20 protein-coding genes and 1 tRNA gene are annotated in these 23,090 nt (G+C 70.9%); 8 read left to right on the plus strand and 13 right to left on the minus strand.

Annotated elements, in window-relative coordinates; all coding sequences use genetic code 11:
• Window positions 1–37: 37 nt before the first annotated feature.
• Entirely contained in the window at window positions 38–1,408 is a 1,371-nt protein-coding gene (locus FBY41_RS02580; RefSeq protein WP_141841849.1) for a cystathionine beta-synthase, read from the minus strand.
• A gap of 277 nt (window positions 1,409–1,685) precedes the next feature.
• Here FBY41_RS02580 and FBY41_RS02585 point away from each other — a divergent pair, with 277 nt between their 5' ends.
• Both FBY41_RS02585 and FBY41_RS02590 read left to right on the plus strand, forming a co-directional pair.
• Window positions 1,686–2,897, plus strand: a complete 1,212-nt coding sequence (locus FBY41_RS02585; RefSeq protein ID WP_141843027.1) for an IS110 family transposase — start codon at window positions 1,686–1,688, stop codon at window positions 2,895–2,897.
• Window positions 2,898–3,028: 131 nt separating this feature from the next.
• Window positions 3,029–4,189, plus strand: a complete 1,161-nt coding sequence (locus FBY41_RS02590; RefSeq protein WP_141841850.1) for an SGNH/GDSL hydrolase family protein — start codon at window positions 3,029–3,031, stop codon at window positions 4,187–4,189.
• Window positions 4,190–4,292: 103 nt separating this feature from the next.
• Here the strand turns inward: FBY41_RS02590 and FBY41_RS02595 are convergent, their stop codons facing one another.
• Window positions 4,293–5,039: a hypothetical protein gene (locus FBY41_RS02595; RefSeq protein WP_260439517.1), complete on the minus strand. Its 747-nt coding sequence runs from the start codon at window positions 5,037–5,039 to the stop codon at window positions 4,293–4,295.
• A 266-nt stretch (window positions 5,040–5,305) separates the two neighbouring features.
• Here FBY41_RS02595 and FBY41_RS02600 point away from each other — a divergent pair, with 266 nt between their 5' ends.
• The gene (locus FBY41_RS02600) at window positions 5,306–6,529 is read left to right on the plus strand and encodes an acetyl-CoA C-acetyltransferase (protein WP_141841852.1); all 1,224 of its coding nucleotides are present in this window, start codon (window positions 5,306–5,308) and stop codon (window positions 6,527–6,529) included.
• Window positions 6,530–6,702: 173 nt separating this feature from the next.
• Here FBY41_RS02600 and FBY41_RS02605 read toward each other — a convergent pair whose 3' ends face one another.
• Together FBY41_RS02605 and FBY41_RS02610 are read right to left on the minus strand one after the other, a co-directional pair.
• Window positions 6,703–7,002, minus strand: a complete 300-nt coding sequence (locus FBY41_RS02605; protein WP_141843029.1) for a hypothetical protein — start codon at window positions 7,000–7,002, stop codon at window positions 6,703–6,705.
• Window positions 7,003–7,024: 22 nt separating this feature from the next.
• Window positions 7,025–7,909, minus strand: coding sequence for a Bax inhibitor-1/YccA family protein (locus FBY41_RS02610; RefSeq protein WP_141841853.1), 885 nt, complete (start codon window positions 7,907–7,909; stop codon window positions 7,025–7,027).
• A gap of 215 nt (window positions 7,910–8,124) precedes the next feature.
• Between FBY41_RS02610 and FBY41_RS02615 the strand changes: the two genes are divergently transcribed.
• From FBY41_RS02615 to FBY41_RS02625, 3 genes are all read left to right on the plus strand, one after another.
• Window positions 8,125–8,199 (plus strand) — tRNA-Leu (locus FBY41_RS02615).
• Window positions 8,200–8,436: 237 nt separating this feature from the next.
• The gene (gene mptB / locus FBY41_RS02620) at window positions 8,437–10,002 is read left to right on the plus strand and encodes a polyprenol phosphomannose-dependent alpha 1,6 mannosyltransferase MptB (protein ID WP_141841854.1); all 1,566 of its coding nucleotides are present in this window, start codon (window positions 8,437–8,439) and stop codon (window positions 10,000–10,002) included.
• Between the two features lie 152 nt (window positions 10,003–10,154).
• A complete protein-coding gene (locus FBY41_RS02625; RefSeq protein ID WP_141841855.1) occupies window positions 10,155–10,532 on the plus strand; it encodes an SHOCT domain-containing protein in 378 nt (125 codons plus the stop codon).
• Between the two features lie 166 nt (window positions 10,533–10,698).
• Here the strand turns inward: FBY41_RS02625 and FBY41_RS02630 are convergent, their stop codons facing one another.
• The 3 genes from FBY41_RS02630 to FBY41_RS23745 are packed head-to-tail and all read right to left on the minus strand — an operon-like array spanning window position 10,699 to window position 12,594.
• A complete protein-coding gene (locus FBY41_RS02630) occupies window positions 10,699–11,670 on the minus strand; it encodes a Ppx/GppA phosphatase family protein (RefSeq protein WP_141841856.1) in 972 nt (323 codons plus the stop codon).
• Window positions 11,663–12,232 (minus strand): DUF501 domain-containing protein, encoded by a 570-nt coding sequence (locus FBY41_RS02635; protein WP_141841857.1) that lies wholly within the window; start codon window positions 12,230–12,232, stop codon window positions 11,663–11,665. The genes FBY41_RS02630 and FBY41_RS02635 overlap by 8 nt, the downstream gene beginning before the upstream one ends.
• Entirely contained in the window at window positions 12,229–12,594 is a 366-nt protein-coding gene (locus FBY41_RS23745; protein WP_260439518.1) for an FtsB family cell division protein, read from the minus strand. Before FBY41_RS23745 ends, FBY41_RS02635 begins: the two co-directional genes overlap by 4 nt.
• Here FBY41_RS23745 and FBY41_RS23750 point away from each other — a divergent pair.
• Window positions 12,593–12,949: a hypothetical protein gene (locus tag FBY41_RS23750; protein ID WP_260439519.1), complete on the plus strand. Its 357-nt coding sequence runs from the start codon at window positions 12,593–12,595 to the stop codon at window positions 12,947–12,949. The two genes, FBY41_RS23745 and FBY41_RS23750, sit on opposite strands and share 2 nt — an antisense overlap.
• Here FBY41_RS23750 and eno read toward each other — a convergent pair.
• Window positions 12,931–14,232: a phosphopyruvate hydratase gene (eno, locus tag FBY41_RS02645; protein ID WP_141841859.1), complete on the minus strand. Its 1,302-nt coding sequence runs from the start codon at window positions 14,230–14,232 to the stop codon at window positions 12,931–12,933. The two genes, FBY41_RS23750 and eno, sit on opposite strands and share 19 nt — an antisense overlap.
• Window positions 14,233–14,628: 396 nt before the next feature.
• On the opposite strand from eno, the gene FBY41_RS02650 reads away from it, so the two are divergent.
• On the plus strand, window positions 14,629–16,125 hold the full coding sequence (locus FBY41_RS02650; RefSeq protein ID WP_141841860.1) for a sugar transferase: 1,497 nt from the start codon (window positions 14,629–14,631) through the stop codon (window positions 16,123–16,125).
• Window positions 16,126–16,166: 41 nt separating this feature from the next.
• Here the strand turns inward: FBY41_RS02650 and FBY41_RS02655 are convergent, their stop codons facing one another.
• The 5 genes from FBY41_RS02655 to FBY41_RS02675 all read right to left on the minus strand — a co-directional run bounded on the left by FBY41_RS02655 (window position 16,167) and on the right by FBY41_RS02675 (window position 22,868).
• Window positions 16,167–17,150: a MazG family protein gene (locus FBY41_RS02655; RefSeq protein WP_141841861.1), complete on the minus strand. Its 984-nt coding sequence runs from the start codon at window positions 17,148–17,150 to the stop codon at window positions 16,167–16,169.
• 22 nt (window positions 17,151–17,172) lie between these two features.
• Complete coding sequence (locus tag FBY41_RS02660) at window positions 17,173–17,751, minus strand: hypothetical protein (RefSeq protein WP_260439520.1); 579 nt, start codon at window positions 17,749–17,751, stop codon at window positions 17,173–17,175.
• A gap of 33 nt (window positions 17,752–17,784) precedes the next feature.
• The gene (gene mfd, locus FBY41_RS02665; RefSeq protein WP_141841863.1) at window positions 17,785–21,399 is read right to left on the minus strand and encodes a transcription-repair coupling factor; all 3,615 of its coding nucleotides are present in this window, start codon (window positions 21,397–21,399) and stop codon (window positions 17,785–17,787) included.
• Between the two features lie 96 nt (window positions 21,400–21,495).
• Window positions 21,496–22,098 (minus strand): aminoacyl-tRNA hydrolase, encoded by a 603-nt coding sequence (gene pth / locus FBY41_RS02670; protein WP_141841864.1) that lies wholly within the window; start codon window positions 22,096–22,098, stop codon window positions 21,496–21,498.
• 92 nt (window positions 22,099–22,190) lie between these two features.
• The gene (locus FBY41_RS02675) at window positions 22,191–22,868 is read right to left on the minus strand and encodes a 50S ribosomal protein L25/general stress protein Ctc (RefSeq protein WP_141841865.1); all 678 of its coding nucleotides are present in this window, start codon (window positions 22,866–22,868) and stop codon (window positions 22,191–22,193) included.
• Window positions 22,869–23,090 lie beyond the last annotated feature (222 nt).

Here is a 23,090-nt window from a genome sequence, read left to right on the forward strand (position 1 = left end):
CTGCGGGCCGCGGCGCGCGGCGCGCCGCGAAGGCTCGTCAGTCGGCGAGGAAGGAGAGCAGGTCAGCGCGCGTCAGCACGCCCACCGGCTTGCCGTCGTCGACGACGAGGATCGCATCGCTGGCCTGCAGCTCCTTGCGGGCGGCCGACACGGGCGACCCCGCGCCGACGAGCGGCAGGCCGGGCTCGATGTGCTTCTCGACGGCGTCGGCGAGGTGTGCGCGCCCCGTGAAGAGGGCGTCGAGAAGGGCACGCTCACTGACGGAGCCGGCGACCTCGCCGGACATGACCGGAGGCTCGGCCTTGACGACGGGCATCTGGGAGACGCCGTACTCCTTGAGGATCTGCACCGCGTCACGGATCGTCTCGCCGGGGTGCGTGTGCACGAGAGCCGGCATGTCACCGGACTTCGAGCGCAGCACGTCGCCGACGGTCTGCTCGGTGTGGTCGGTGAGGAACCCGTAGGAGTGCATCCACTCGTCGTTGAAGATCTTCGACATGTACCCACGGCCCGAGTCGGGCAGGAGCACGACGACGACGGCGTCCTCGGGCAGGTCCTTGGCGGCGCGCAGGGCGGCCACGACCGCCATCCCGCACGAGCCGCCGACGAGCAGGCCCTCCTCACGGGCGAGACGACGGGTCATCTCGAAGGAGTCGGCGTCGGACACGGCGATGACCTCGTCGACGACGGAGGGGTCGTAGGCGCCGGGCCAGAAGTCCTCACCGACACCCTCGACGAGATACGGCCGGCCGGTGCCGCCGGAGTAGACCGAGCCCTCGGGGTCAGCGGCGATGATGCGGACCGCGCCGTCACTGACCTCCTTGAGGTACTTGCCGGTGCCGCTGATCGTGCCACCGGTGCCGGCGCCGGCGACGAAGTGGGTGATGCGGCCGTCGGTGTCGCGCCAGATCTCCGGACCAGTGGTCAGGTAGTGGCTGTTCGGGCCCTCGGGGTTGTAGTACTGGTTGGGCTTCCACGCGCCGTCGATCTCACGGACGAGGCGGTCGGACACCGAGTAGTACGAGTCCGGGTGGTCCGGCTCGACGGCGGTCGGGCACACGACGACCTCGGCGCCGTAGGCCTTGAGGACGTCGCGCTTGTCCTGGCTCACCTTGTCGGGGCAGACGAAGACGCAGGAGTAGCCACGGCGCTGGGCGACGAGCGCGAGGCCGACACCCGTGTTGCCGCTCGTCGGCTCGACGATGGTGCCGCCCGGCTTGAGCAGCCCGTCACGCTCGGCCGCCTCGACCATGCGCAGCGCGATCCGGTCCTTGACCGATCCGCCGGGGTTGAAATACTCGACCTTCGCGAGGACCGTGCACGACACCCCCGCGTCCTTGACGACGCTGCCGAGCTTGACGAGGGGGGTGTTGCCGACGAGGTCCGCGACGTTCTCTGCATACTTCACCGCCCCATCCTAATGGGGGTGTTGTTCTCCCTCTTTCGACGTGTGATCGGGGGTGGGAGGCTGTTTGGCCGAGCCGTTGGTCGGTGAACACCACCTCAGCCTGAGGCGCTGATCTCTACGCCTAGATCGTGTCCCGACCGGCGGGGAGGTCGCCCGACGAGTGCTGATGGGATGTCGTGCCCCCAGCGGTGGTGAGCACTGATCCATTAGGTCGCTACCGGGGCGATCCCGGCTCAGTGTCCGCAGTGTGTCGATCGAGGTGAAGGAGGTGGTCGCGTTGATCTTCGTCGGCAACGACTGGGCCGAGGATCACCACGACGTCCATGTCATGAACGAGGCGGGCAGCAAGCTTGCCGCCCGGCGACTACCCGAGGGCGTGGCTGGGGTCAGCGCCTTTCACGCGCTGCTCGCCGAGCACGCCGGTGACCCGCACGAGGTGGCCGTCGGAATCGAGACCGACCACGGGCTGTGGGTCGCGTCGCTGGTCGCGGCCGGGTACCGGGTGTACGCGGTCAACCCCAAGGCGGTGGCCCGCTACCGCGACCGGCACCACGTCGGCGGCGGCAAGTCCGACCCCGGGGACGCGAAGGTCCTGGCCGACCTGGTCCGCACCGACGCGCACAACCATCGCGTCGTGGCCGGCGACAGCGACCAGGTGCAGGCCATCAAGGTCCTGGCCCGTGCCCAGCAGTCGATGGTGTGGCTGCGCAGCCGGGAGACCAACCGGCTGCGGAACGCGCTGCGGGAGTTCTACCCCGCGGCGATGACAGCGTTTCAGGACCTGCACGACCACGACGCCCTCGCGGTCCTGACCCGGGCCCCAGATCCTGACAGGGCGGCCCGGCTGACCCGCTCCCAGCTCACAGCGGCCCTGCGCGCTGGCGGCCGACGACGCAACCTGCACACCACCACCGAGCGGATCCACGCGGTGCTGCACACCCAGCAGCTGCACGCACCCGAGGCGACAGCAGCCGCGTACGCGAGCGTGGTCACCGCCCAGGTCGGGGTCATCACCGCGATCAACACCCAGCTCGCCCAGCTCGAGGCGCAGCTGGAAGCCACTTTTGAGCAGCACCCGGACGCCGACATCCTTCTCTCGCTGCCAGGCCTGAGTGACGTCCTCGGCGCCCGGGTGCTCGGCGAGTTCGGAGACGACCCCGAACGCTTCACCGACACCAAGTCTCGCAGGAACTACGCCGGGACCTCCCCGATCACGATCGCCTCAGGCAAGAAACGCGCGGTCCTGGCCCGACACGCCCGCAACACTCGCCTGTACGACGCACTCGACCAGTGGGCCTTCTGCTCCCTCAAGCCCAGCCCAGGAGCCCGCGCCTACTACGACCAACGCCGCGCCGCAGGCGACACCCACCACCAAGCCCTACGCGCCCTGGCCAACCGATGGGTCGGCATCCTGCACGGCTGCCTCAAACACCGAACCCCCTACGACGAACACACCGCATGGGCACACCGCCAACCCGTCGCCGCTTGACACGCCACGACGCTGGGATATCTAGGCGTGCCTGCGCCGCCCTCCCACTTGGCGGAGGCCCGGCACGGTTCGTCGGTGCCGCGGGTTACCGTGGTCATCCACGAACCGCCGAGCAGGAGGGGGTCACGCTCATGGGACGCGCACGTCGCGCACGAAGGATCGCCCAGACCGCTGCCTTCGGTGGCGGTGTCGGGGTGGCGGGCCTGGGAGCCATCGGCGCCCTGTCCTACGGCGTGCTCCGGGTCGAGGCGGCGCTGACGAGGCGCATCGTCGGCCAGCGCTTCGAGGCACCCCCCGTCGACGCGGGGCGCTACGGCTCGGGGTCGGGCGAGCCGATCCGCATCGTCGTGCTCGGCGACTCGACGGCCGCGGGCCTGGGCGCCGAGCACCCGCACGAGACGATCGGTGCCACCATCGCCAACGGCGTGGCGGCCTTCAGCGGCCGGCCCGTCGAGGTGACCAATGCCGCCGTCGTCGGCGCCGAGTCCCCCGGGCTCGAGAGCCAGCTGGACCGGGCCCTCGCCGAGACTCCCGCTCCTGACGTCGCGCTGCTGCTCATCGGCGCCAACGACGTCACGCACCGCATCGACCGCTCGGTCGCCGTGCGCCACCTCGAGATGACGGTGCGCCGCCTCCGCGAGAGCGGCGCCGAGGTGGTCGTCGGCACGTGCCCCGACCTCGGTGCCGTCGAGCCGGTGCCCCAGCCGCTGCGCTGGCTCGCGCGCCGGTGGTCACGCGACCTCGCCGCCGCGCAGACCGTCGCGGTCGTCGAGGCCGGTGGCCGAGCCGTCTCGATCGGCGACATGCTCGGCCCCGTCTTCTCCGCCGACCCCAAGACGATGTTCAGCGAGGACCGCTTCCACCCGAGCGCCGCCGGTTACGCCCGCGTCGCGGCCGCCCTGCTGCCGTCGGTCAGTGCCGCCCTCGACCTCTTCGGCGAGCGCACGACCCCGACCCGTCCGAGCCCCCAGCGCGGCGAGGGCATCGGTCCCGTGGCACAGGCGGCCACGCGGGCTGTCGCACACCCCGGCACGGAGGTGGCTCCCGCCGAGATCGCCGGTCAGTCGCGCGGACGCCAGGGCCGGTGGGCCGTGCTGCTCCACCGCATGCGCCCGGCCGTTCCGGTCTCCACGGCCGACCCGCAGCCCGTCTCGCACGGGCCGATCGCCGGCACCGAAACCCCCGCCACTCCCGCCACCACCGCCGACACTGTCGACACTGTCGACACTGCTCGAGATCCCGGGTCCATCGAGGGGCGTATGCCGTCCCGCGAGGACGCACCGACACGTTGAGTCCATCGGCGGCTGCGCGGCATACAGCGGCCAAGCGGCATGCAGCAGGGGCCGTCCGCCACGACGGCGGACGACCCCTCGAGGGTGTGGTGCGTGGCGCGGCTCAGGGAAGCGTGATCACCTCGCTGGCGTCGGGCGCCTTGATGCCGAGGTCGGCGTTCCACTGCGAGAAGTCGAGCTGGCCGGGGCTGCCCGTCGACCCGGTGAAGCGGACGACCTCGGACTTGTCCTTCGAGACGTAGAGCGCGCCCTCGGCCTTGCCCTTCGTGTCGGTGATGACCCAGCAGTCGACGCCGTTGACGGTTTCCTCTCCCAGGGTCGGGGCGACCTGGGTGGGCGTCACGGCTCCGAAGGCCTTCTCGAGGAACGCCTTGAGGCTGAGGCTCTCGGTCATCGAGGCGGCCGAGGCCGGTGCCTTGATGAACTTGTCCTTGGCCGCGAGCACCTTGGCCGGGGCGTTCTGCTTCTTCCAGAAGGTCTCGTCGCCCTGGATGTAGATGCCTTCGGGCACCGAAATGACCCGGGCCTTGCCGTCCCCGGCCATCTCGATCGTGATGTCCGCCGTCTTGCCGTCGCTCGTGCCCTTGAAGTCGATCGTCGTCTTCTTGCCGTTGTCCTCGACCGTCCCGTTGAAGGCGCCGGAGGTTGCGGCCAGGGCGTTGGTCTTGGCCTTCTCGAGCACCTCGCTGGCCGTGGGCGCGTCAGCAGCGGCGGTCGTCGTGCTCGTGGCCGACGTGGCCCCGCCGGCCGACCCGGTCGCGCCGGTCGTCGGCGTCTCGGACTTGGAGCAGGCGGCCGCTCCCAAACTGATGGTGAGCGCGCCGGCGAGCGCGACCACACGCGTGGTCATGGTCTTCATGGGATCCCCTGATGGTCTGGGCGGGCCGCGATGGGCGGCGGAGTGCTCACCGGAGCGGTCGGTGCCGCTCGGCTGAGCCGAGACTGGCCCCCGCGCAACGGGTCAGATCCACCTTAGCGGGCGCCGACGAGACGAAGCCCACGGCGACCGCCCTGTCGCACAGCCGCTCGGACGTCCTACCATCGTCAGAACTGAGCAAGCGCTTAGTCGCCCGTCGCACCGCTGCGCGGGCTGCCGACGCAGTGCAGGAGAACCCCGTGACCGAAGCCGTCATCGTCTCGACCGCCCGCTCGCCGTTCGGCCGGGCCTTCAAGGGCTCGCTCAAGGACGTGAGGCCCGACGACCTCGCCGCGACCGTGATCCAGGCCGCCCTCGACAAGGTGCCCGCCCTCGACAAGCGTCTCGTCGAGGACATCTACCTCGGGTGCGCGGAGCCGTCCGGTCGGCACGGCTCCAACATGGCCAAGGTCGTCGCGACCCTCCTCGACATGGACTCCACCCCGGCGGCGACGATCAACCGCTTCTGCGCGTCCTCCGCCCAGACGACGCGGATGGCCTACCACGCCATCAAGGCCGGTGAGGGCGACATCTTCGTCTCGGCCGGTGTCGAGTGCGTGTCGCAGTACACCGACTGGGCCGGCGCCGGCGGCGCGAAGGAGGACCAGCAGAACGGCCGCTTCGCCGAGGCCCAGGCCCGCACGAAGCGCATCGCCGAGACCAACGAGACGTGGACCGACCCGCGCGAGGAGGGCCTGCTGCCCGACATCTACATCGCGATGGGCCAGACGGCCGAGAACGTCGCGACGGCATACGGCATCTCGCGTGAGCGCCAGGACGAGTGGGGGGTCACCTCGCAGAACCGCGCGGAGGCCGCCATCGGCCGCGGCTTCTTCGACTGGGAGATCAGCCCCGTCACTGCCCCTGACGGCACTGTCGTCAGCAAGGACGACGGACCGCGCGCCGGCGTGACCCTCGAGGCCGTGCAGGCCCTGAACCCGGTCTTCCGCCAGCAGGGCACGGTCACGGCCGGCAACTGCTGCCCGCTCAACGACGGCGCCGCGGCGCTCGTCATCATGAGCGACACCAAGGCGAAGGAGCTCGGCCTCGAGCCGCTCGCCCGCGTCGTGTCGACGGCCGCCACCGGCCTCTCCCCCGAGATCATGGGGCTCGGCCCCGTCGAGGCGACGAACCTCGCGCTCAAGCGCGCCGGCCTGTCGATCGGTGACATCGACCTCTACGAGATCAACGAGGCCTTCGCCGCCCAGGTCATCGGCTCGGCCGACCAGATCGGCATGGACTACGACAAGCTCAACGTCAACGGTGGCGCGATCGCGATCGGCCACCCCTTCGGCGCGACGGGCGCCCGCATCACGGGGACGCTCATCAACGCCCTTCGCGAGCGCGACGAGCAGTTCGGCCTCGAGACGATGTGCGTCGGCGGCGGTCAGGGCATGGCCGTCATCTTCGAGCGTCTCAGCTGACCCCCAGCACCGATCGAAAGAGCGATCCGTCGGCATGATGCCGACGGATCGCTCTTTCGATTCTCGGGCGACGAAGTGCGCTTTCGATCGGACCAAGGGGGCGCGTCCCACGCGGCCAGTCGGGGGCGCATCGCACGCGGCCGATCGACAGAGCAGTTCGTCGGGGTCAGCGGTCACAGGGCCCGGCGTATGCCGGCCAGCTCCTCCGCGACCGGGGCCGGGTCGGCGCCGGGCTGGGCCCGGAAGAGGTCGTGGACCATGACGGTCAGCTGGTCCATGACCGCAGCAGGTCCGAGGTCGGGCACCTGCCGGGCCGCCGCCCCATGGGACGCGGTCACGCGGTCGGCGAGCGACTGGACGAGGACCCGGACGGACGGCATACGCGAGAGCGCGCGGTCGAGCGGCAGCTGGTGCCACCGCTCGACCACGCGCTTCAGCTCGTCGGACACCTCGTGCGGGATCGGCGAACCCACGCTCGACGGCGTCACGAGGGTGTCAGTCGCGCAGTCGCGCGAAGAGACGGACGAACTCGATGTAGAGCCAGACGATCGAGACGATGAGGCCGTGGGCGAGCAGCCACGAGTACTTCTTCGGCGCGCCCACCTGCACGGCGTGGTCGATCGAGTCGAAGTCGATGGCGAGCGAGTAGGACGCGAGACCGACGCCGAGGATCGACAGGCCGATGCCGAGCGCACCGCTCTCGCCGAAGCCCCAGCCGCTGATGACGCCCGTCCAGAGCAGGACGACCTGCAGCAGCGAGAAGAGGGCGTAGCCGACGATCGCGAAGAAGAACATCCGGCGGGTCTTGGCGTTGACCTTGACGAAGCCGGTGGCGTAGCCGATGTACATCGCGACGAAGACACAGAGCGTCGCGAGGACGGCCATCTGCACGACGCCTTCGTACTGCGGGATGGAGTTGATGTACTGGCTGAAGGCGCCGAGGAAGGCGCCCTGCAGCACGGCGTAGACCATGATGAGCGGGACGGAGACCTTCTTCATGAAGGCGATGCCGAGCCCGATGACGAGCGTGCCGATCATGCCGCCCATCCAGAAGAGCAGCGTCATGCTCGGGTTGGCCGCAGTCCACGCCCACGAGGCGCCGGCGACAACGACCGTGACGACGAACAGCGCCGCGCTCTTGATGATGATGTCGTCGACGGTGACGCGACCGGTGTCGGCCGGGCCGGCCGCCTGCCGCGCGTACATGTCATTGAGCTGCTGCGCCGTCATCGCGTCCTGGGTCGCGTAGCCCGTCGTCGCAGCCTGCGTGCCCTGCTGCGCCGGCTGCTGCGGACTCCCCTGGGGCGCGCCGAAGCCGGCGTAGCGCTCCTTCTCGATCTGCTTGTTGAGCCGGTCGAAGACCGGGTTTCCACCTGCCATGTGAGTGCGCTCCTAAAAGCACTGGGTGCCACGACCCGCTCCTGGGCGCGGCGACTGTCCCCAAGCGTAAGCGAACGCACCCCCACGAAAGGTTCCCCGCCCGGGCGGGCGGGGCGGGTGAGACGAGATCGTGACGCACCGGTCGTATGCCGCTCGCACCCCGCGCGTCGGCGCACCGGGCAGCGGCGCGGGGGACGGCGGCATACTGGGGCGGCGCCCCCGTGGCCCAACTGGCAGAGGCAGGCGACTTAAAATCGCCAACGGTGAGGGTTCGAGTCCCTCCGGGGGTACATAGTGGTCGGATGCGGGCGTCGCGCCGTGTGATCTGCAGCACGATCCGGTCACAGACCGCCCACGCCACGAGCCAGATGCACATCCTCGCGCGTGCGGGGGCATAGACTAGAACAGCATTCAGGGTCCAGGGGCGGTTTCATCGCGGTCACTTTTCGGACCACCAGCCACGCGCACAACGGCGAGCCACGGCGAGAAGAAGAAGAGCAGCGACGATACGCAACGAGGAGTCGAGAGTGCTGGAACAACGTGTCGTGGGCACGCCCCCGACGGTTCCGGCGCGTCCCGAGGCGGTCAGGCTGGCCGTGCTCCACTGGTTCGCGCGACTCGTCGCCGCCCTGCACCGTGCGTGGGCCGACCCGATGGTCCGCCGCGGCACGCTCGGCATGGGTCTCGTCAGCGCCGGCTCGCTGACGCCGGCCTTCCTGCCGCCCAAGGCCCCCATCATCTCGCAGCTCCACCTCGAGTGGCTGGGCGAGGGCGTCGGCCGCTTCGCGGCGACCGTGCTCATCATCGCCGGTCTCGCCCTGCTCGTCGACGCCTGGCTGCGGATGCGCCCGCGCGACGGCCGCCGCGTCCCGAGCCTCACGTGGGTCTTCTGGAGCCTTCCGGTCCTGCTCGCTCCCCCGCTCTTCAGCCGCGACGCCTACAGCTACGCCGCGCAGGGGCTCATCGTCCAGCGCGGGCTCGACCCCTACGCCTACGGCCCCTACTGGGTCCCCGGTCAGTACGCCGACCAGGTCGACCCGATGTGGTTGCTGACGCCCGCCCCCTACGGTCCGCTCGCGCTCCAGGTGCAGCACTTCATCGTCGCGATCACGGGAGACAACGCCTACCTCGCGGCCGTGCTGATGCGCCTGCCGGCCGTGGCTGCCGTCGCCCTCCTCGCGTGGACGCTGCCGCGCCTCGCCAAGCGCTTCGGCGTCAGCCCGTCGCACGCCCTGTGGCTCGCGGTGCTCAACCCGCTCGTCATCATGCACTTCGTCGGTGGCGCGCACGGCGACGCCGTCATGGTCGCGCTCGTCACTCTCGCGCTCTACGTCGCCAGCCTCGGCCGGTTCTGGGTCGGCGCCGCGCTCATCGCTGCCGCCGCGAGCTACAAGCAGACCGGTGCGCTGGCCCTGGTCGGCGTCATCGGGATGGCGATGCAGGCCGACGGCACCGCCGGCCTGGGCGCGTCGGCCCGGCTCCGCTCCCTCATCCGTCACGGCGTCACCCTGACCCTCGTCACCGTCGCCTCCTTCACCGCGATCACCGTGCTCACCGGGCTCGGCTGGGGCTGGACCTCCAACCTCTCGGTCCCCGCGAGCCTCCGCTCGTTGATCGCCCCGCCGACCTTCGTCGGTGCGTCGATCGAGTGGTTCATGAACCTCGCCGGTATGCCGCTCGCGACCGCCGCGGCCGCCGTGCCGATCGCGCAGAGCATCGGCCTGCTCGTGGGCCTCGTGTCGATCAGCGTCATCGTCTGGCGGGTCGCCCCCCGCAAGCCGGTGGTGGCCGCTGCCGGCGCGCTGCTCGTGCTCGTCGCCTCTGGGCCTGTCATCCACCCGTGGTACCTCCTGTGGGGCGGCGTCCTTCTCGGGGCCGTGCGCCTCTCGGAGCGAGCCATCCGGGCCGTCATCTTCGTGACACTCTTCTTCGTCACCTACGGTGCGGTCGATGCCACCGTCTCCAACGGCACGTGGGCGCTGGGCCTCTCCGCCGCCGTGTGGATGATCGGCCGGTTCGTCGTCTCGCGCCGACGCACGGGCGATGCCCTGCCGGAGCGGGCCCTGCAGCCCGTCGGCGTCCCCGCAGCCTGACCGCGGCCCTCGGCGTTCCCCACGCTGACGAGGACCGTCGCCAGGTGCTGGAATCTCACCCGACGAGGGTGATGATGCGGACACGCCGCGCTTCCTAGCCTTGGAGCAAGAGGCTCCGACCGGGAGTCCTCACCCCCATAAAGAGGTGCTTCGTGAATTTCTGGCAGTTCTTCTGGCTCCTCGTGTGGAGCTTCTTCTTCGTCGCCTTCCTGATGGCGCTCTTCCAGATCGTCGTCGACCTCTTCCGCGACCACGAGCTCAGCGGCTGGTGGAAGGCTCTCTGGCTCATCTTCCTGCTCTTCCTGCCCGTGATCGGGGCACTCGTCTACCTCATCGCGCGCGGCAGCGGCATGGCCAAGCGCCAGATGCGTGACGCCACCGAGGCCAAGCAGGCAACCGACGCGTACATCCAGTCCGTCGCCGGTCAGAGCAGCCCGGCCGAGCAGATCGCCAAGGCAAAGGGGCTGCTCGACAGCGGTGCCATCTCGCAGGCTGAGTTCGACGCCCTCAAGGCCAAGGCTCTCGCCTGACCGACCCCCGCAGCTGGCCGAGCGGCCGGAGCGACACCTGACCAGGCCGGAGGCGGCCGGGTCGAGGTGGCCGCCTCCGGCCGCTCGTCCGTGCTGGGGTCAGTGAAGGTCCGGGCGGACGTCCGGCGGAGGCCCGTCGATGGGTGCGCCTGCGCCCGAGCCCAGCTCAGCGGGAGATCTGGCTGAGGGCGATGCCGTCGAGGATGTCGTGCTCGGAGGTGACGATCTCGGTGATGCCACTGCGCAGGACCACGCGCTCGACGACCCGACGCCACACAAGCCCCCCGGCGCCGATGACGTCGACGCGCCCCGGGTGCAGGTACGGCAGGGCGGCACGGTCGGCCCGTGACATCGACAACAGGTCGCTCGATGCCGCGATCATCGCCTCGGGGCTCGACCGCGTGAGGTGGACGCGCTCGGCCGAGTAGGCCGGCAGACGAAGCAGGTGCGCGGTGATCGTCGTGACGCTGCCCGCCAACCCGACGAGGGTCGCGACGCCGTCGAACGGCACCGCCTGCTCGGCCAGGTCGATGGCTGCATCGACGTCTGCCGTGGCGGCCTCGATCTCGCTCGCCGTCGGCGGGTCGCTCGCGAGGTGTCGCTCCGTCAGGCGCACACAGCCGATGTCGACCGACCGCGATGCCTCGACGTGGTCGGTGCCTCGCACGAACTCCGTCGACCCCCCACCGAGGTCGACGACGAGGTAGGGCCCGGGCACGCCGAGGGCCGCGAGACCCCCGGTCGCGCCGGAGAACGAGAGGGACGCCTCCTCCTGGCCGCTCACGACCTCGGGCGCGACATCGGCACCGAAGTCCTCGTGGAAGGCCGTGCGCACGCCCGAGATGAACTCCCCGGCGTTGCGCGCGTCGCGGGAGGCGGAGGTGGCCACGAAGCGGACCCGATCCGCGCCGAGCTCACGGCACGTCACGGCATACTCCCGCGCGACGCGCAGGGTGCGCTCCATGGACTCGGGCGCGATCGAGCCGGTGCGGTCGACGCCGTGCCCCAGCCGCACGATCTCCATCCGCCGGTGGAGGTCGACGAGCGAGCCGGTGACGGGGTCGATGTCGGCGACGAGGAGGCGGATCGAGTTGGTGCCGCAGTCGATCGCGCCGACGCGGACGGACTCGTCAGCCATGGGCGTCCTCGGTGTCGGGGTGGGCGAGCTCGGCGTCCTCTGCGGCGTGGATCGCGGCGCACGACGTCGGCGTCCACCAGTCGTCGAGCATGGCGAGCGCCTCGTCGCCGAGGGGGTTGACGCCCGACCCGGCCGCGAGCGAGTGCGCGACGAGCACGTGGAGGCACTTGACCCGGGTCGGCATGCCGCCGGCCGACACCCCGTCGATCTCGGGGACGTCGCCGAGCTCGGCGCGGCTCGACAGGTAGTGCTCGTGGGCCGCGCGGTAGGCAGCGGCGAGGTCGGCGTCCTGCCCGAGGCGCGCGGTCATCTCGCGCATGACTCCGGCGGTCTCGAGGGTGCTGACCGCCCCGGTCAGGCGCGGGCAGGTCGCGTAGTAGGTCGTCGGGAAGGGTGTGCCGTCGGGCAGCCGGGGCTCGGTGCGCAGCACGTCGGGCTCGCCGCACGGGCAGCGGTGCGCCACCTCGGCGACGCCGCGCGGTGGCCGTCCGAGCTGGCGGCGCACGGCCTCGAGGTCGTGCTCCTCGACCGGCGGACGGCTCTGGGTCTCGTCGGTGCTCATCGGGTCGCGGTGACGCCCGCGGTGGGCCGGTCGGCGATCTGGACCGACTGCCACACCTTGCCGTACCACGGGGCCGAGTCGTTCGCGAGCGGTGCGGCGACGGCCGGACGCTCGGCTGCTGCAGCGCTCGCCTCGCTGGGCGAGGCGTCGACGACGGTGTAGGCGCGGTCACCGACGCGCACGAACTTCAGCCGCTCGCGGGCCTGGAGCTCGATGTAGGCGGGGTCCTTCCAGAGGGCGGCCTGCCGGGTGAGGTCGGCCACGGACTGCTGCTGCTGGGCCACGCGGTCCTGCAGGGCCGCGGTGTCACCTCGCTGCTGGATGAGTGAGCGCAGCGTCGGCACGAGGGTCACTGCGAGCATGACGATGATGGTGAGCAGGATCGCGCCCCTCACCCACCCCGTGGACGCCGACGGCGGCTCGGGGGCAGGCGTGCGGGGCCGTGCAGCGAGGCCCGGACGCTCCTTGCCGGGGCCGGAACGGGCCGGACGCGAGGCGCCGCCCGTGCGGTTCGGCGTGCGAGCTGCTCCGGCCGGTCGTGCGGCCGTCGAACGGGTGCCGGCCGCACGCGCGGTCGACGAGCGGGTGCCCGATGACCGGGCACCGCTCGTCGGCCGGCCGGTCGTCGCCGGCCGCGCGCCATCGCCCCGGCCGCTCGAGGAGCGGCCGGGGCGAGGCGGCGTGCGGTCGGCCACCGATCAGGCCTGGGTGCCGTAGCGGCTCGAGTCGAACCGCGGGAAGGCGCCGACGCCGGCATACACGGCGGCGTCGTCGAGCTCCTCCTCGATGCGCAGCAGCTGGTTGTACTTCGCGACGCGCTCGGAGCGAGCTGGCGCTCCGGTCTTGATCTGACCGCAGTTCGTCGCGACGGCGAGGTCGGCGATCGTGACGTCCTCCGTCTCACCGGAGCGGTGGCTCATCATGCAGCGGTAGCCGTTGGTCTGCGCCATGGTGACGGCGTCGAGGGTCTCGGTCAGCGTGCCGATCTGGTTGACCTTGACGAGCAGGGCGTTGGCCGTGCCCGACGCGATGCCGCGCCCGAGCCGCTCGGGGTTGGTGACGAAGAGGTCGTCGCCGACGAGCTGCACCTTGTCGCCGAGCAGGTCGGTCATCGCCTTCCAGCCGTCCCAGTCGTCCTCGTCGAGCGGGTCCTCGATCGAGACGAGGGGGTATGCCGCGACGAGCTCGCCGTAGTAGGCCACCATCTCGTCGGCGGTCTTCGAGCCCCCCTCGAACGTGTAGGAGCCGTTGTCGTGGAACTCCGACGCGGCGACGTCGAGGGCGAGCGCGATGTCGCGGCCGGCGACGTAGCCCGCAGCCTCGATGGCCTCGACGATGAGGTCGAGCGCCGCACGGTTGGACTCGAGGTCGGGCGCGAAGCCGCCCTCGTCACCGAGGCCGGTCGCGAGGCCGCGCTCGTGGAGGACCTTCTTGAGGGCGTGGTAGACCTCGGCGCCCCAGCGCACCGCCTCACGGAAGGTCGGAGCCCCGATGGGGGCGATCATGAACTCCTGGATGTCGACGTTCGAGTCGGCGTGCGACCCACCGTTGAGGATGTTCATCATGGGCACGGGCAGCACGTGCGCGTTGGGTCCGCCGACGTAGCGGAAGAGCGGCAGACCCGCGGACTCGGCAGCCGCGTGGGCGACGGCCAGCGACACGCCGAGGATGGCGTTCGCGCCGAGGTTCTCCTTGTTGGCCGAGCCGTCGAGGGCGAGCATCTCGGCGTCGATGAGACGCTGCTCGCTCGCCTCGAAACCGACGAGGCGCGGGTTGATCTCCTCGATGACGGCGTCGACGGCCTGGAGAACGCCCTTGCCGAGGTAGCGGCCCTTGTCGCCGTCGCGGCGCTCGGATGCCTCGAAGGCACCGGTGGACGCGCCCGACGGCACGGCCGCCCGGGCGAAGGTGCCGTCGTCGAGCCGCAGCTCGACCTCGACGGTGGGGTTGCCGCGCGAGTCCAGGATCTCGCGCGCGCCGATCTCCTCAATGGTGGCCACTGACACTCCTCGACAGATCGCGCCCGGGACGAGCGCGGTAGGGGTTGGTACGGGATTCGATCCGAGCGTAGTGCCCGGGGCACCGCCCCCGCCGGAGCGACCCGGCATCCGGTCCAGCGGGCTTCCCATGGCCCGGATCGCGACCGCGTGACGACCACGTGCGCACCACGTCCGCACCGCGTTAGATCCCCCCGTGCGGATTGTGATGCTTTTGCGGTCCTAGCACGAGTTGTCCGAAGAGTCGCCATCTTTTAGGTCAAGAGACTCCCCGAAAAGTTCCCGGATCCGGCATACTCACACGTAGCCTGAGCCGGGGGGCCGGAAGCAGGGCGGGGTCTCCAGGGGTGGGGACCGAACGGAATCGGCACGATCGCGCCGGGTTTGGGGAGAGGTTGCATGGGTCAGCCCATGGGGGAGTCAGGGATCGCGCTGATGGACGTCAGCTCGCGGCCCACCACACAACCACTGACCGACCGCACTCGCAGCCAACGGCTGCTGCAGATGGCGATCGCCGGTGGTGACCTCATCGTCATCGTGCTGGCCACAGCCCTCGCTGCCGTGGGCCGCACGCGTCTCGGGATGTTCGACCCGACGGCCGACATCAACGACGTCGCCCAGTCGGTCGGCCTCTGGATCGTCGCGGCCTGGATGCTCGCCAACGTCGCCATGGGCACCTACGCCCGTGCTCACGTCGGCGCCGGCACCATCGAGTACGCCCGCATCTGCAGCGCGGCCGGCATCACGGCCGGCACCATCGGCATCATCAGCTACCTGACGAAGTTCAACCTCTCCCGCGGCTTCTTCGTGCTGCTCTTCGCGATCGGGGTGCCGCTGCTGTTGCTGTGGCGCTGGCTCGCCCGCCGCCTCGTGCACCGCGCGCACGCTCACGGACACCTGCTGACCCGCGTGCTCATCACGGGCTCCGCCTCGCACGTCGACGACGTCGCAGCCGTGCTCGAGCGGGAGTCGTGGCTCGGCTACCGCATCGTCGGCGCGCTCGTCCCCTCCTCCTCGACGACCCTGACAGCGACCCCGCGAGGCGTGCCCGTCGTCGGTCTGAGCGCTCGCACCGCCGACGCCGTCAGGCGCGAGAAGGCCGACCTCGTCGTCTTCACCGAGGGCGCGTTCCCGTCCGCGGTCGACTTCCGCCGCATCGCCTGGGACCTCGAGGGGCACCACGTGCAGATGGCCGTCGTGCCCAGCCTCAGCGACATCTCCTCGGGCCGTATGACGATGCGCCCGGTGGGCGGTCTCCCCCTGGTCCACGTCGAGCAGCCGCAGAGTCTCGGAGCCTCTCGGGGGCTGAAGCGCGTCTTCGACCTCGTCGGCGCCAGCCTGCTCCTCGTCCTCGCCCTGCCTCTCATGATCGTGTGCGCCGTGCTCGTCAAGCTCGGCGACGGCGGCCCGGTGCTCTTCCGCCAGACCCGGGTCGGACGTGACGGCTTCCTCTTCGAGTGCCTCAAGCTGCGCAGCATGGTCGTCGACGCCGAGGCCCAGCTCTCCCGCGTCACCCACCTGACGAGCGACCCCGACAACCTCCTCTTCAAGGCGACCCGCGATCCCCGTGTGACGCGCATCGGGGCCTTCATGCGCCGCTTCTCCATCGACGAGCTCCCGCAGCTCATCAACGTCATCGCGGGCGAGATGAGCCTCGTCGGCCCCCGGCCGGCCCTGCCCGCCGAGGTGCGGCGCTACCACCCCGACGTGCAGCGCCGCCTCCACGTGCGCCCCGGCATGACCGGCCTCTGGCAGGTCTCCGGACGCAGCGACCTCTCGTGGGACGACACGGTGCGGCTCGACCTCTACTACGTCGACAACTGGTCGATCGTGCAGGACCTCACCATCATGGCCAAGACGATCCACGCCGTGCTGCGCAGCCGCGGCGCCTACTGACCTTCCGCCCCCGTTCCCAGCCCGTATGCCGTGAGGCCGGGTCAGGAGTCGGCGCTGGCCGCCGCCAGCGCCCGGAGGGTCTCGCGGAGGGCAGCCTCCGCGTCGAGCCCCTCCTTCCGTGCCTCACGCACGAGCTGGAGGAGGCGGGCGCCCAGATCACCCTCCGCCACGGCTGCGTCGACGAGGTCGGAGCGGCCTGCCTTGTCGAGGCGGCCGACGTACTTCTCGGCCCGAGCGAGCGCCGGCAGCGACACGGGCACACCCTCGACCGGGTGGGTTCGGTGCTGCTTCTCCTGCGACTTGATGGCGTCCCAGTTGGCGGCGACCGCATCGGGGGTGTCTGCCTCGACGTCGGCGAAGACGTGCGGGTGGCGGCGCACGAGCTTGTCGACGAGCTCGCCCGCGACGTCGTCGATGTCGAAGGGGTCGGTCGGGTGCTCCTGCGCGACGCGCGCCTGGAAGGCGATCTGGAGCAGCAGGTCTCCGAGCTCCTCCTGCATGTGGGCCGGGTCGCCGCTCTCGATGGCCTCGATCGCCTCGTGAGCCTCCTCGAGGAGGTAGGGCACGAGCGAGGCATGGGTCTGCTCGGCGTCCCACGGGCAGCCGCCCGGCGAGCGCAGTCGGTCCATGACGGCGACGACGTCGAGGAGACGCGCGCCCGGCACGTCGAAGGAACCGATGAGCAGCTCCACGTCGGGGGGCTCGGGCAGGCGGGTCACCTCGACCGCGACGGCCTCGCTGAGGCCCGGGTCGCCGTCTGCGGACCCCACCCACACGACGGGACGCTCCCCCGCCGCCTCGGCGAGGTCGACGAGGGTGCGGGCGAGCACAGCCGGGTCACTCTCCCCCGCAGCGTCGTCAGGTGGCTCGACGGCGATGCCGGCCTCGACCACGGCGGCGGTCTGCGGCTCGTCGGGAAGGCCCCGGACGGCATACGCCTGCTCGAGGGTCGTCCACGCCTCGCGCGTGAGCAGCCCCGGGGCGATGCGAGGGGTGGAGACGAGCAGGACGAGACGGCCGCTCACGAGGTGGTGGCTACGTCGCGGTCTAGGAAGCCGGCGTCGTGGCCGGCGTGGACGACGGCTTGATCCAGTTGGGCGTCGACTGCCCGACGCTGAAGTAGATCGGGGCCTGCTCGTTGTGGACGACCTCGCCGAAGCGGGGGTTGACCGAGATGTCGGCCTTCTTCAGCTCGGCGCGGTAGGCCTCCACCTCGGCCGGCGTCATGGTCTGCGCCTGGATGAGCGCCACGGCGGCGACGAAGTCCTTGGTCGACTCGGTGGCGTCCGGGATCGTCGTCATCACCTGGGCATACGTCGCGTCGGGCTTCCAGCCACCCGAGGGTGCGACGGCGGTCTCGAGGAGGGGTGCCGCGATGAGGGCGGTCAGCACGACGTTCTCCGTGAAGTCGTACTTCGCGGCCTGCAGCTGGTTGTAGGTCGTCTCCACGTCGTCCTGCGTGATGACCTGCCCGTTGACGACGGCCGCAGCCTGCTGCCGGGTCCCGAACCCGCATCCACCGAGGAGCGCGACAGCGATGGCTCCGGCCACGAGGGCAGCGGCGAGCCGCCTGGGCGACCGTGCGGACCGGACCGGGTGTGCCGGTCGTGCGGACTGAGCCTTCACTGTGTTCCTCCTCTGGCGGATGCGTCAGTCATCTTACGGGGCGCGGGTGCCCGCGCTCACCACGGCATGCCCGGCGGCGATGTCGTCGAGCAGCACGGCCGTGATGAGCTGGCGCGCCCACGCGAGCACCTCCACGTCGCGCAGCGGCTTGCCGCCGACGCGGGCCGTCATCGGGGCCGGCACGAGGATGGTGCCGAGCGCCTCCTTGACGAGAGTGCCGGGGTAGAGGCGCATGAGACGCAGCTGCTGGCTCTCGCGCAGGTTCGTGACCGGACCGAAGCGCACGACCTTGCCCTGCAGGCCGATGTCGCCGATGTGCGCCCGGCGCGCGACGACCCGCAGGCGCGCGACCTCGAGGAGGTTGCGCACCGGCTCCGGCGGCGCACCGTAGCGGTCGCGCAGCTCGGCCTCGATCTCGTCGACGCCCTCGTCGGTCTCGACGGACGCGAGCTTCTTGTAGGCCTCGAGGCGCAGGCGCTCACCCGGCACGTAGTCGTGCGGGAGGTGAGCGTCGACCGGCAGCTCGATCTTGATCTCGGCCGGCACGTCGGAGGTCTCGCCCCGGAAGTCGGCGACCGCCTCACCGATGAGGCGCACGTAGAGGTCGAAGCCGACGCCCTGGATGTGGCCCGACTGCTCGCCACCGAGCAGGTTGCCGGCGCCGCGGATCTCGAGGTCCTTCATCGCGACCGCCATGCCGGAGCCGAGGTCGGTGTTGCTCGCGATCGTGCGCAGGCGGTCGTGCGCCGTCTCGGTCATCGGCTTCTCGGGCGGGTAGAGGAAGTAGGCGTAGGCGCGCTCACGCCCTCGACCCACCCGGCCACGCAGCTGGTGGAGCTGGCTGAGGCCGAGCATGTCGGACCGCTCGACGATGAGGGTGTTGGCGTTGCTGATGTCGAGGCCGGTCTCGACGATCGTCGTGCAGACGAGCACGTCGAACCGCTTCTCCCAGAAGTCCTCGACGACCTGCTCGAGCTTGTGCTCACCCATCTGGCCGTGGGCGGTGGCGATGCGCGCCTCGGGCACGAGCTCGCGCAGCCGCGCGGCCGCCTTCTCGATGCTGCTCACCTTGTTGTGCACGAAGAAGACCTGCCCCTCGCGCAGCAGCTCGCGACGGATCGCGGCCGTGATCTGCTTCTCGTCGTAGGCACCGACGAAGGTGAGCACCGGGTGTCGCTCCTCGGGCGGCGTCGCGAGAGTGGACATCTCGCGGATGCCGGTCACCGCCATCTCGAGCGTGCGCGGGATGGGCGTCGCCGACATCGACAGGACGTCGACGGCGGTGCGCATCGTCTTGAGCAGCTCCTTGTGCTCGACGCCGAAGCGCTGCTCCTCGTCGATGACGACGAGCCCGAGGTCCTTGAACGTCACGTCCTTGGCGAGCAGCCGGTGCGTGCCGATGACGAGGTCGATGGTGCCGTCGGCCATACCGGCCATGACCTCCTTCGCCTCCTTGTCGCTCTGGAATCGCGACAGCGAGGCGACCCGCACGGGGAACTGCGCGTAGCGCTCGGCGAAGGTCTGCTGGTGCTGGCTGACGAGCAGGGTCGTCGGCACGAGGACCGCGACCTGCTTGCCGTCCTGGATCGCCTTGAAGGCCGCGCGCACCGCGATCTCGGTCTTGCCGTAGCCGACGTCGCCGCAGATGAGCCGGTCCATCGGGACCTGCTTCTCCATGTCGGCCTTGACCTCGTCGATGCTGATCAGCTGGTCAGGGGTCTCGACGTAGCCGAAGGCCTCCTCGAGCTCGCGCTGCCACGGGGTGTCGGGTGCGAAGGCGTGGCCCCTCGTCGCCTGGCGTGCGCTGTAGAGGCGGATGAGGTCGGCCGCGATCTGCTTGACGTAGCGCTTGGCCCGCGACTTCGTCTTGCTCCAGTCGGAGCCGCCCATCTTGTTGAGCGAGGGCTCCTCGCCGCCGACGTACTTCGTCACCTGGTCGAGCTGGTCGGTGGGCACGTAGAGGCGGTCGCCCGGCTGGCCGCGCTTCGACGGGGCGTACTCGATGACGAGGTACTCGCGCGTCGCGCCGCCGACGGTGCGCTGCATCATCTCGACGAAGCGGCCGACACCGTGCTGCTCGTGCACGACGAAGTCGCCGGGCCGCAGCTGCAACGGGTCGACCTGGTTGCGCCGACGGGACGGCATGCGCCGCATGTCCTTGGTCGAGGTGCCCGATCCCGGCTGGCCCGTGAGGTCGGTCTCGGTGACGACCTCGAGGCGCTCACCCTCGTGGGCGAAGCCCCGGCCCAGCGGCGCGGTCGTGACGCTGACGTGGCCCGGCTCGACGGTCTCAGCGGCTGCCGAGAGCGACTGCACGGACACCTCGTGCTCGCGGAGCACCTCCTCGACGCGCTTGGCGAGGCCGGGGCCCTCGGTGACGACGGTGACGCGCCACCCGTCGGCGACCCGCGAGCGCAGGTGGGCGACGGCGCGCTCGGTGTCGCCGCGGAAGGCCTCGGTGTCGACGGTGCGCACGGCGAGCCGCTCGTCGACGTCGTCGTCCTCGATGACGAGCTCGTGGTCGGCGGCAAAGGGCGTGAGGGTCCACCACGACCGGCCGTGCGCCGTCGCGTGGGCGCGCACCTGGGCGAGGGTCCAGTAGGACGCGCTGCCGAGGAGCGACTGCAGGTCGACGGGCACCTGGTTGCCGGCGGCGGCGTTGGCCCAGCTCGCCTCGAGGAACTCGTCGCTCGTCGCGACGAGGTCGTGGGCCCGGCGACGGATGCGCTCGGGGTCGGCGAGCAGCACGATGGTGCTGGCAGGCAGCACGTCGAGGAGCGACTCCATGCCGTCGACGAGGGCGGGAGCGAGCGACTCCATGCCCTCGACGGCGATGCCCTCGGCGACCTTCGTCAACATCTCGGAGACGCCGGGCAGCTGGTCGGCCAAGGCCTTGGCGCGGGCGCGCACGTCCTCGGTGAGCAGCAGCTCACGGCAGGGCGGTGCCCAGAGGCCGTGCTCGGCGACCTCGAGCGAGCGCTGGTCGGCGACCTTGAACCACCGCACCTCCTCGACCGTGTCGCCCCAGAACTCGATGCGGACCGGGTGCTCCTCCGTCGGCGGGAAGACGTCGAGGATGCCGCCGCGAACGGCGAACTCGCCGCGCCGCTCGACGAGGTCCGTGCGGGTGTAGGCGGCCGCCACGAGGGCGTCGACGACATCGGGCAGCGGGCGCTCGTCACCGGGTCGCAGCGCGACGGGCACGAGCTCGCCGAGCCCCTTGGTCAGGGGCTGCAGCACCGCTCGCACGGGTGCGACGACGACCGACAGGGGGCCGTATGCCGCGTCGCCCGGGTCGGGGTGCGCGATCCGCCGCAGCACGGCGAGGCGTCGACCCACGGTGTCGCTGCGGGGCGAGAGCCGCTCGTGGGGCAGCGTCTCCCAGGAGGGGAAGACGGCGACCGTCTCCGGCGGCAGGAAGGCGCCGAGCGAGGAGGCGAGGTCCTCGGCCTCACGGGTCGTCGCCGTCACGACGACGACGGGCGCGGCCTCGGGACCGACCTGGGCCTGCTGTGCGAGCGCAGCGACGAGGAAGGGCCGGGTGCCGTCGCTCGCCGAGACATCGACGAGGCGTGCGCGACCGACCTGCTGGAGGACGTGGTGGACATCGGGGAGCGCCCTGAAGGCGGACAGCAGAGGATGCGACATCAGGCCTCCCAGTCTAGGGCTCCCCCGCGAACGACTCGTCCGCGCAGGGCGGAGCCGGGGGTGTGCCTCCTGGCCTGCTTCCGGTGCCCCGCGCTGTCAGCGGGGGGCGTGGAAGCGCTGCTGCGCGTCGAGCAGGCCCACCTCGATGAGGGCCTCGACCGCGTCGGCAGCGTCGTCGAGCAGGAAGGGGAGCAGGTCGGTGCGCTCGGCCTTGGAGAAGTCCTTGAGGACGAAGTCGGCCGGGTCCTGCCGGCCGGGCGGCCGGCCGATGCCGAGCCGCACCCTCAGGTAGTCCTTGGAGCCGACCGACTGCGAGATCGAGCGCAGGCCGTTGTGGCCGCCCTCTCCCCCACCCTGCTTGAGGCGCACGAGCCCGGGTTCGATGTCGAGCTCGTCGTGCAGGACGATGAGCCGCTCGATCGGCACGTCGTAGTACTTCAGGAGTCCGGCGACCGGGCCGCCCGACACGTTCATGTAGGTCGACGGCACGGCGAGCACGACCTTGGGGCCGGGAACGCGAAGGCGCACCTCGGCGACGCGCGCGCGTGCCTTGTGCGCCTTGAACGAGGCGCGACCGCCCGATCCGCCGGTGGCGTCGCGGGCAGCGAGCTCCTCGATGGCCATGGCGCCGACGTTGTGTCGGTTACCGGCGTACTCCGGACCGGGGTTGCCGAGTCCGACGACGAGCCAGGTGTCCATGACCTTCCTCGATGGGTAGTGCGGGTGGTGCGGTCACGCGCCGGGCGGCATAGGGCTGCCGCCCGGCGCGTGGACGCGAATCAGCTGGTGGCTCAGGCCTCGTCGGCCGGAGCCTCGTCGGCCGGAGCGGCCTCGCCCTCGGCGGACTCGGCGGCCTCCTCGTCGGACTCCTCGCGCTCGATGCCGGCCTCGGCCTCGGCCTCGGCGAGCTCGGCCTCGAGGGCCTCCTCGGAGATGGCCTGCGTGATGTTGACGACGAGGGCGTCCTCGTCGGTGACGAGCGTCGCGCCCTCGGGCAGCTCGACGGCCCCGGCGTGGATCTGCGTGCCGGCCTCGAGGCCCTCGACGGAGACGACGACGTTCTCGGGGATCGCGGTGGCGAGCACCTCGAGCTGGAGGGTGTTGTTGTCGAGCGTGACGACGGTCTCGGGAGCGGCCTCGCCCTCGAGGTGGACGGCGACGTCGACGGTGACCTTCTCGCCCTTGCGGACGACGACGAGGTCGACGTGGTCGATGACCGGCTTGATCGGGTCGCGCTGCACGTCCTTGGCCAGGGCGAGCTGCTCGTCACCGTCGATGACGATGGTGAGCAGGGCGTTGGCCTGCTTGAGGGCCATCATCGTGTCGTGGCCCGGCAGCGAGATGTGCACGGGGTCGGTGCCGTGGCCGTACATGACGGCGGGGATGTTGCCGGCGCGGCGGATCTTGCGGGCGGCGCCCTTGCCGAAGTCGGAGCGCTTCTCGGCGGTGAGCTTGGTGGTGTCGGACACGGGAGTCTCCTGGAGATCGGGGGCTGAGGCGATGGCTGTCCTCGACGCGGGACACCGCGCGGTGAACGATCGGGATGAGGTGGTCCGCACGCAGAGGCGGACCCGACCGGAGCACTCCCTGGTCAGGTCGCCCGCGTCGATCACGGACTGCGTGGTGACCGGCCGAAGCCAGCCGTGCGCCGTCCCTCGCCGAGGCAACTGGTCGATCTTACGGGACGGTGC

Origin of the sequence: Humibacillus xanthopallidus, assembly GCF_006716675.1 — a bacterium.
In the GTDB taxonomy this organism is placed as follows: domain Bacteria; phylum Actinomycetota; class Actinomycetes; order Actinomycetales; family Dermatophilaceae; genus Humibacillus; species Humibacillus xanthopallidus_B.

Coding starts and splice junctions, on each gene's coding strand:
- FBY41_RS23750 (WP_260439519.1), top strand. CDS start 12,593: ATGACGATGATGGTGAGCAGGATCGCGCCCCTCACCCACCCCGTGGAC.
- mfd (WP_141841863.1), bottom strand. CDS start 21,399: ATGTCGCATCCTCTGCTGTCCGCCTTCAGGGCGCTCCCCGATGTCCAC.
- FBY41_RS02590 (WP_141841850.1), top strand. CDS start 3,029: ATGGGACGCGCACGTCGCGCACGAAGGATCGCCCAGACCGCTGCCTTC.
- FBY41_RS02610 (WP_141841853.1), bottom strand. CDS start 7,909: ATGGCAGGTGGAAACCCGGTCTTCGACCGGCTCAACAAGCAGATCGAG.
- pth (WP_141841864.1), bottom strand. CDS start 22,098: ATGGACACCTGGCTCGTCGTCGGACTCGGCAACCCCGGTCCGGAGTAC.
- FBY41_RS02630 (WP_141841856.1), bottom strand. CDS start 11,670: ATGGCTGACGAGTCCGTCCGCGTCGGCGCGATCGACTGCGGCACCAAC.
- FBY41_RS23745 (WP_260439518.1), bottom strand. CDS start 12,594: ATGCTCGCAGTGACCCTCGTGCCGACGCTGCGCTCACTCATCCAGCAG.
- FBY41_RS02595 (WP_260439517.1), bottom strand. CDS start 5,039: ATGACCACGCGTGTGGTCGCGCTCGCCGGCGCGCTCACCATCAGTTTG.
- FBY41_RS02650 (WP_141841860.1), top strand. CDS start 14,629: ATGGGTCAGCCCATGGGGGAGTCAGGGATCGCGCTGATGGACGTCAGC.
- FBY41_RS02635 (WP_141841857.1), bottom strand. CDS start 12,232: ATGAGCACCGACGAGACCCAGAGCCGTCCGCCGGTCGAGGAGCACGAC.